The organism is Actinotalea ferrariae CF5-4 (assembly GCF_000603945.1).
In the GTDB taxonomy this organism is placed as follows: domain Bacteria; phylum Actinomycetota; class Actinomycetes; order Actinomycetales; family Cellulomonadaceae; genus Actinotalea; species Actinotalea ferrariae.
Map to the genome: position 1 here is coordinate 1 of NZ_AXCW01000196.1, position 7,535 is coordinate 7,535.

At 76.8% G+C, this 7,535-nt stretch carries 6 protein-coding genes; 4 read left to right on the forward strand and 2 right to left on the reverse strand.

The window, feature by feature from the left end; translation table 11 throughout:
* From N866_RS14160 to N866_RS14175, 4 genes are all read left to right on the forward strand, one after another.
* Positions 1 to 1,191 (forward strand): thiamine ABC transporter substrate-binding protein (locus N866_RS14160; protein WP_425393965.1); only part of this gene is annotated, 1,191 nt, incomplete at its 5' end.
* A gap of 36 nt (positions 1,192 to 1,227) precedes the next feature.
* On the forward strand, positions 1,228 to 2,994 hold the full coding sequence (locus tag N866_RS14165) for an ABC transporter permease (protein ID WP_081802665.1): 1,767 nt from the start codon (positions 1,228 to 1,230) through the stop codon (positions 2,992 to 2,994).
* Positions 2,994 to 4,145, forward strand: a complete 1,152-nt coding sequence (locus N866_RS14170) for an ABC transporter ATP-binding protein (protein WP_034227473.1) — start codon at positions 2,994 to 2,996, stop codon at positions 4,143 to 4,145. Before N866_RS14165 ends, N866_RS14170 begins: the two co-directional genes overlap by 1 nt.
* 159 nt (positions 4,146 to 4,304) lie before the next feature.
* A complete protein-coding gene (locus N866_RS14175) occupies positions 4,305 to 5,114 on the forward strand; it encodes a tyrosine-protein phosphatase (RefSeq protein ID WP_155855383.1) in 810 nt (269 codons plus the stop codon).
* A gap of 4 nt (positions 5,115 to 5,118) precedes the next feature.
* On the opposite strand, the gene N866_RS14180 is transcribed toward N866_RS14175, so the two are convergent.
* A complete protein-coding gene (locus N866_RS14180) occupies positions 5,119 to 6,258 on the reverse strand; it encodes a GNAT family N-acetyltransferase (protein ID WP_052023084.1) in 1,140 nt (379 codons plus the stop codon).
* A gap of 51 nt (positions 6,259 to 6,309) precedes the next feature.
* Positions 6,310 to 7,535: glutamyl-tRNA reductase (locus N866_RS14185; RefSeq protein ID WP_052023085.1), on the reverse strand; the 1,226-nt coding region annotated here is incomplete at its 5' end.

Sequence of the window (7,535 nt, forward strand, 5' to 3'; positions counted from 1 at the left end):
GCTCCCGGCACGACGACCACTGGCACGACCACCACCGGCACGACCCGCGCGTCCGGACCGATCCCGACCCGCGGCCGCGCCGGCCGCACCCGGACCGCGCAGGTCGTCGCCGCCTCCGGTCTGGCCCTCGCCCTCACCGCCTGCACGGCGGTCGGCGGCTCGGCCGACGACGAGGACAGCGGCCAGACCACCGGCCAGGACGGCACCGGTGCCACGACGGACGGTGGCCGCGTCGTCCTGGTCACGCACGACTCCTTCGCACTCAGCGAGGAGCTCATCGCCCAGTTCGAGGCGGACACGGGCCTCACGCTGGAGCAGCGCGCCCCCGGTGACGGCGGTGCGCTGGTGAACCAGCTCATCCTGACCAAGGACGCGCCGCTGGGCGACGTCGTCTTCGGCATCGACAACTCCTTCGCCTCGCGGGCCATCGCGGAGGGCGTCCTGGAGCCGTACACGTCCCCCGCCGCCGGCGAGGACGTCGCCCGCTACGCCGTCGACGAGGAGGGCTACCTCACCGCGATCGACGTCGGCGACGTCTGCGTCAACGTCGACCGCGAGTGGTTCGCCGAGGCGGGCATCCCGGAGCCGGAGACCCTCGAGGACCTCACCGACCCGCAGTACCGGGACCTCCTCGTCGTCACCAACCCCGCGACGAGCTCCCCCGGGCTGGCGTTCCTCCTCGCGACCGTCGGTGCGTTCGGCGAGGAGGGCTGGGTCGACTACTGGGCAGCGCTCCGCGACAACGGCGTCAAGGTCGCCGCGGGCTGGTCGGACGCCTACTACGTCGACTTCACCGGCCCCTCCAGCGAGGGCGGCGACCGCCCGCTCGTCCTCTCCTACGCCTCCTCCCCGCCCTACGAGGTCCCCGAGGGCGTGACCGACCCCGCCGAGGCACCCACCCGCGCGCTGCTCGACACCTGCTTCCGGCAGGTCGAGTACGCCGGCGTCCTCGCGGGGGCCGAGAACCCCGAGGGCGCGCAGAAGGTCGTCGACTGGCTGCTCAGCCCGGAGGTCCAGGCGGACATCCCGGAGCAGATGTACGTCTACCCGGTCGACTCCTCCGTCGAGCTGCCCGAGAGCTGGGCGACCTTCGCCCCGCAGGCCGAGGAGCCGTTCGAGGTGGACCCGGACGCGATCACCGAGAACCGGGACAGCTGGATCCAGACCTGGACCGACACGGTCATCGGGTGACCCCCGCGACCCGTCCCGCCCGCTGATCGGACCCCCGTGACCCCCACGACGACGACGCCCCGGCCCACGCGGCCGGGCGGCGTCACCCCTCGCCTCGCGTACCGCTCCGGCGCCGCGGGGCGAGGGGTCGTGTGGGCCCTCGCGACCGCGGTGCCGCTCCTGTTCCTCGCGGTCTTCTTCGCGTACCCCGTCGCCGCCATCGTGGGGCGGGGGTTCGCGCCCGACGGCGCCCTGGACCTCACCGCGTTCGGCGAGGTGTTCGGGCGTCCCCGCACCTGGCGGATCATCGGGCTCACCGTCGCCCAGGCGACCGTCGCCACCGCGTTCGCCGTCGTGCTCGGCCTCCCGGGTGCCTACCTGCTGTATCGCTGCGACTTCCCGGGCCGGACCGCCCTGCGCGCGTTCGTCGTCGTCCCGTTCGTGCTGCCCACCGTGGTGGTCGGGGTGGCGTTCCGCTCGGTCCTCGCGCCGCACGGCCCGCTGGGGTTCCTCGGCTGGGACGGCACCTTCGCCGCCGTCGTCGCAGCGCTCGTGTTCTTCAACTACGCGGTGGTCGTGCGCACCGTGGGGGGCTTCTGGGCCTCCCTCGACCCGCGCGCGGAGCAGGCCGCCCGCTCCCTCGGTGCACCGCCCTGGCGGGCGTTCGTCTCCGTCACGCTTCCCGCCCTGACCCCGGCGATCGCGTCCGCGGCGGCGATCGTCTTCCTGTTCTGCGCGACGGCGTTCGGCGTGGTCCTCGTGCTGGGCGGCACGGGCTACGGCACCGTCGAGACCGAGATCTGGGTCCAGACCACGCAGTTCCTCGACCTCCCCGCCGCCGCCGTCCTGTCCGTGGTCCAGCTCGCCGTCGTCGCGCTCGCCCTCGTCGCCGCCGGGCGCGCGCGGGACCGGCGCGAGCGCGCCCTCCAGCTCCGCCCCGCCGAGACGACGACGGCGCAGCGCCTCGCCCTGCGCGGGCCCGGGCGCCGGAACGGTGACGTGCTCGCCCTCGCCGTCACGGCCGCCGTCGGCCTCGTCCTCCTCGCCCTGCCGCTCGGCACGGTCCTCGTCCGGTCCTTCCGGACGCGCGACGGCTGGGGCCTCGGCAACTACGTCGCGCTGGGCACCACCGGCGGCCCGAACGCGCTGAGCGTCACGGTGTGGGAGGCGGCCCTCACGTCGCTGCGCGTCGCGGTGGACGCGACCCTCCTCGCCGTGGTCATGGGTGGTCTCGTGGCCCTGGTCGTGTCCCGCCGCCCCCGCTCGCGCACCGGGCGACGGGCGGTCCGCACCCTCGACGCCGTCGTCATGCTCCCGCTCGGCGTCTCGGCGGTGACCGTCGGCTTCGGGTTCCTCGTCGCCCTCCAGCGCCCCTTCGGCATCGACCTGGACCTGCGCGACTCGCTCGTCCTCATCCCCGTCGCGCAGGCCGTGGTCGCGATCCCGCTGGTCGTGCGTACCGTGCTGCCCGTGCTCCGCGCCGTCGACACCCGGCTCCACGAGGCGGCCGCCGTCCTCGGCGCCGCCCCGGGCCAGGTCCTGCGGCTCGTCGACTGGCCGCTCGCCGCGCGGTCGCTGGGCCTCGCCGTCGGGCTCGCCTTCGCCGTCAGCCTCGGGGAGTTCGGCGCGACGGCGTTCCTCGCCCGGCCCGACCAGCCGACGCTGCCCGTGGTGATCTTCCGGCTCATCGGCCGGCCGGGCGCGGACAACCTCGGCATGGCGCTGGCGGCGTCGGTCGTGCTCGCGCTGCTCACCGCCACCGTCATGCTGCTCACCGAGCGGCTCCGGGCGGGCGGCCGGACCGCCGCGACGGGGGAGTTCTGATGGCCGGGGTGTCGGCGGCGCCCAGCGGGCGGGGCCTGGAGGTCCGCGACGTCGTCGTCCTGTACCGCGACGACGACGGCACGACCAAGGCCGCCGTCGACGGGCTCGACCTCGACGTCGCCCCCGGCGAGGTCGTCGCCCTGCTCGGACCCTCCGGGAGCGGCAAGTCCAGCCTGCTGCGTGCGGTCGCGGGCCTCGAACCGGTCGCCCGCGGCACGATCACCTGGGACGGCGGCGACCTCGCCGGGGTCCCCGTGCACCAGCGGGGCATCGGTCTGATGTTCCAGGACGGCCAGCTCTTCCCCCACCGCGACGTCGCGGCGAACGTCGCCTTCGGGCTGCAGATGCAGCGCGTGCCGCGGGCCGAGCGAGCCCGGCGGGTCGGCGAGCTGCTCGAGCTCGTCGGGCTGGGCGGGTTCGGGGACCGCGACGTCGCGAGCCTGTCCGGGGGCGAGCGGCAGCGGGTCGCGCTCGCGCGCTCCCTGGCCCCCCGACCGCGGCTGCTGCTCCTCGACGAGCCGCTCTCCGCCCTGGACCGGGCACTGCGCGAACGCCTCGCCGACGACGTCCGCGCCGCCCTGCGTGCGACCGGCACCACGGCGCTCTTCGTCACCCACGACCACGACGAGGCCTTCGCCGTCGCCGACCGCATCGCCGTCATGGACGCGGGCCGGCTCCTGCAGGTCGACCCGCCCGCGCGGCTGTGGCACCGGCCCGCCTCGCGCCGCGTCGCGGCCTTCCTCGGCTACGAGGCCTTCGTGCGCGCCGACTCGCCGGCCGGACGGGCCCTGCGGGGCGGGAGCGGGGCCGGCCGGGGAGCGGGCGATCAGGGGTCGGGCCGCGACGGGCAGGACCACGACGGGCACGACCACGACAGCCAGGACCACGACGGGCCCGCGGAGCGGCTGCTCGCCCTGGGCCCGGGGTCGCTCGTCCTGGCCGGCGAGCCGGGCGGTCACGGGGCGACGCTCACCGGGACCGTCCTGCAGTCGGGGTTCCGGCGCGGCGTGGTCGAGCTCGTCGTCGAGGTGCCCGACGTCGGCCAGGTGACCGTCGTCGAACCGAGCGCGGGCGTGCAGCTGGACGCGCCGGCGCCGGGCTCGACCGTCGCCCTGCGCGCGCAGCCGGACGCGATCGCCGTCGTCGGCTGAGGGGCGCCAACGCGGGGCGCCGTCCGCTGGTCGGGCCCGCGACCTGCGACATCACGCCACGGGGGCCGGACGCCGCCTCCCCCGGATGTTCACCGTCCCGCCGTGCGGCCGACGCCGGGCGGCGTCGGCCCCGACACCCGGACCGGCGAGGCTGAGCGCATGAGCGCCGCCGTCGACCCGTGGGAGCCGCACCCCCGCCCGCGCGCGGTCCACGGGCTCGGGGACCCCGACACCGAGCAGGGGCTGCTCAACCTCCGCGACCTCGGCGGGATCCCGGTGACCGGCGGCACCACCCGGCACGGCGTGGTCCTGCGCAGCGATGACCTCAGCCGGGCGACCACCTGGGAGGTCGAGGCCCTCCTGCACGCCGGCCTGTCCACCGTCGTGGACCTGCGCTCCCCGCACGAGGTCGCGAGCGCGGGGACCGGCCCCCTGCGCGCGCGAGGTGTCGAACAGCACCACCTGCCCCTCCTCCCCCGGTCCGGGATGCCCGGCGGGCTGGTCGCCCGGCTCACGGGCAACGCCGTGACGCCGGACGAGCTGGGCCGGTGGTACGCGATGGTCACGCTCGCGAGCGCACCCCTGCTCGTGGGCGTGCTCGAGCTCGTCGCACGCGCCGAGGGCGCCGTGCTGGTGCACTGCACCGCCGGCAAGGACCGGGCCGGGATCGTGGCGGCGTGCCTCCTCACCGTCCTGGGTGCCGGCCGCGACGACGTCGTCCTCGACTACACGCGCACGAGCGTCGCCCTGCCGGCCCTGCGGCGGCGGCTCGGTCTCGCCGCGGTGGCCGCGGACGTCGCCGTCCTCGTCGATGCCCACCCGGGCACGATGGCCGGGATGCTCACGGTGCTCCACGAGGAGCACGGGGGCGTCCGGGAAGTGCTCGGCGAGGCGGGGCTGACCGACGCCACGACGGCGCGCCTGCGCGACCGCCTCGTCGTCGCGACGCCCGCGCGCACGTCGGCCTGACGCCTCACGCGAGGCGCTTCTGCCACACCCCCGCGACACCGGCAGGCCGGAAGCCCAGCGCGACGTTGATGCCGAGCATGAACGCGTTCTCCTCGGCGTTCCACGTGTGGACCCGGCGAGCCTCGGGCCGCAGCTCCCGGAGCCGCTCCAGCAGCCCGGCCTTCATGAGCAGGCCCAGCCGGTGCCCCCGGTGCTCGCCGACGACGATCGTGTCCTCCTGGAAGACCGGTGCCGGCCGGTCGACCTGGAGCTGGACCATCGTGAAGCCGGCGAGCGTGCCCGTCGGGACGTGCTCGGCCGCCACGAGGAGGTACGTGTGGCCGGACGCTGCGATGTCCTGCTCGTACCGCCGGAGGCGGTCGGCGTCCCACGGGTCCTCCTCGAGGTCGAGCCCCGCCTGCGGCTCGTCCGTGGACATGCGGGTCTCGAGCCGCGCCCAGTCGTCGACCCACCGCTGGGGGGCGCGGTCCTGCCAGGTGACGAGGCGGTAGTCGGCGCCCGCGCGCTCCGTCGCGGCCGCGCGGAGGCCCGCCAGACGGTCCGGCGGCACGGGCAGGGTCAGGACGGAGTACCGGGCCGCCTGCTCGAGCGCGTAGCCGTGCTTCAGGCAGAGCGCCGCGCCGGGGTCGTCGGCCGCGATGCGCCCCGCTCCGCTCGCCGGCTCCATCGCCCCGGGCGTGCCCTCCGCCGGCTCGCCGCCGTGCTCGCTCTCGAGGATCACCGTGGACCGACCGCCCGCCGTCGCGATCGCCTCGGCGGCCTCGACCAGCGCGCTCCCGGAGCCACCGTCCCGGACCGCCGGCCGGACCGCGACGGCCACGTGCGCGACGTGGTGGTTGCTGCGCCGCGGCAGGACGACGGACGCGCTGCCGACGACGTCGTCCGGGCCCGGGTCCGGGACGTCGGCCGGGACGGCGACGAGCCGCACGCGCCGCGCGTAGTCCTGCTCCTGGAGCTTGGCCCACAGGTACTGCGCGGTGAGGGCGAGGTCGTCGTGGCCGTACGTGTCGAGGTCCGCCTCGCGGGAGACCGCCGCCGAGCCGTGCAGCGCCCAGGCGTCACGGTGGTCCGGCGACGGCGGGACCGGTGCGGGCAGGACACGCCAGGGCGCTGGGCCGGCCGGGGCGGACGAACGCTGGGTCATGGAGTCCACTGTCCGCGCGCCGGGGCGGGCGCGGCCAGCGTTTTCCGGCCGTCAGGCCGAGGCGGCGGGCGGCGGGCCGTGGGGGGCGTCGTCGTCCGGGTCGCCCGCGTCGTCGAGCCCGTCGGGCCCTCCGGCGGTGAGCGCGCCTGCCCCGGTGAGCGCACCCGCCTGGACCTGGAGGCCGAACACGGCCTCCAGACCCTCGCGGTACTCGTCGTGGCGGCCCCGCCGCGCGTGCTCACGGGCCCGCACGGCAGGCACGTGCAGCACCGACGCCGCGAACCGCCGCAACGAGCGCTCGACGGCCGCGGCGACCTCCGGGTCCCCCGCCCGCACCCGGTGCAGCTCCGCGGCCATGGCCTGCTCGACGTGGCGGCGCAGGGCCACCACGGCGGGCACGAGCGTCTGCTCCGCGAGGGTGGCCTCGAACTCCGCGGCGTGCTCCTCGACGATCCGGCGCCCCCGGGTGACCTCCCGCGAGACGGCGGCCGGCGCGTGCGCCTGGATCGTGGCGAGGTCGACGAGCCGCACGCCCGGCACGGTCGCGACGGCCGGGTCGACGTCGTGGGTCAGCGCGAGGTCGACGAGGACGCGCGGTCGCGGGGTCCCGGTCGGGTCCGCCGCGCGGGCGGCGGTCACCATCGGCACGTCGACGACCGGGCCCAGGGCACCCGAGCACGACACGACGACGTCGGCGGCCGCGAGCGCGCCCGGGAGGTCGCCGGCCTCGACCGGCCGGGCGCCGCGGTCGGTGGCGAAGCCGTGCGCGCGGCCGGACGGGGAGTAGACGGCGACGTCGCGTGCGCCGCGCGTGCGCAGGGCGGTGAGGCTGGCGCCCGCGTAGGAGCCGGTGCCGATGAGCAGGACCGAGGCCTGCCGGAGGTCGACGTCCTGCGCGACGAGGTCGAGCGCGACCCCGACGACCGAGCGCCCCGTCCCGCCCAGCGCCGTGCCGGACCCGACGGCGCGCGACGCGCGGGACGCGGACTGGAACAGCCGCTCCAGCGTCGAGGACGTGGTGCCGAGACCCCGCGCGGTCTGCAGGGCGCGCCGCACCTGGCCGGCCACCTCCCGCTCGCCGACGACCATCGAGTCCAGACCGGCACCGACCGCGAAGAGGTGGCGGCTCACGGCGGGGCCGACGGCGAGCTGCAGCGACTCGGTGACCGCCGTGGCGTCCAGGCCCGAGGTCCGCGCGACGACGGCGACGACGTCGCGCGCCGCGTCGGCGATCGCGGCGCGGTGGGCGCGGTCGGCCAGCGACTCGGCCGCGGGGG

Bases quoted from the DNA above. Each gene is read 5' to 3' on its own strand.
- N866_RS14170 (WP_034227473.1), top strand. From the start codon at position 2,994: ATGGCCGGGGTGTCGGCGGCGCCCAGCGGGCGGGGCCTGGAGGTCCGC.
- N866_RS14175 (WP_155855383.1), top strand. From the start codon at position 4,305: ATGAGCGCCGCCGTCGACCCGTGGGAGCCGCACCCCCGCCCGCGCGCG.
- N866_RS14180 (WP_052023084.1), bottom strand. From the start codon at position 6,258: ATGACCCAGCGTTCGTCCGCCCCGGCCGGCCCAGCGCCCTGGCGTGTC.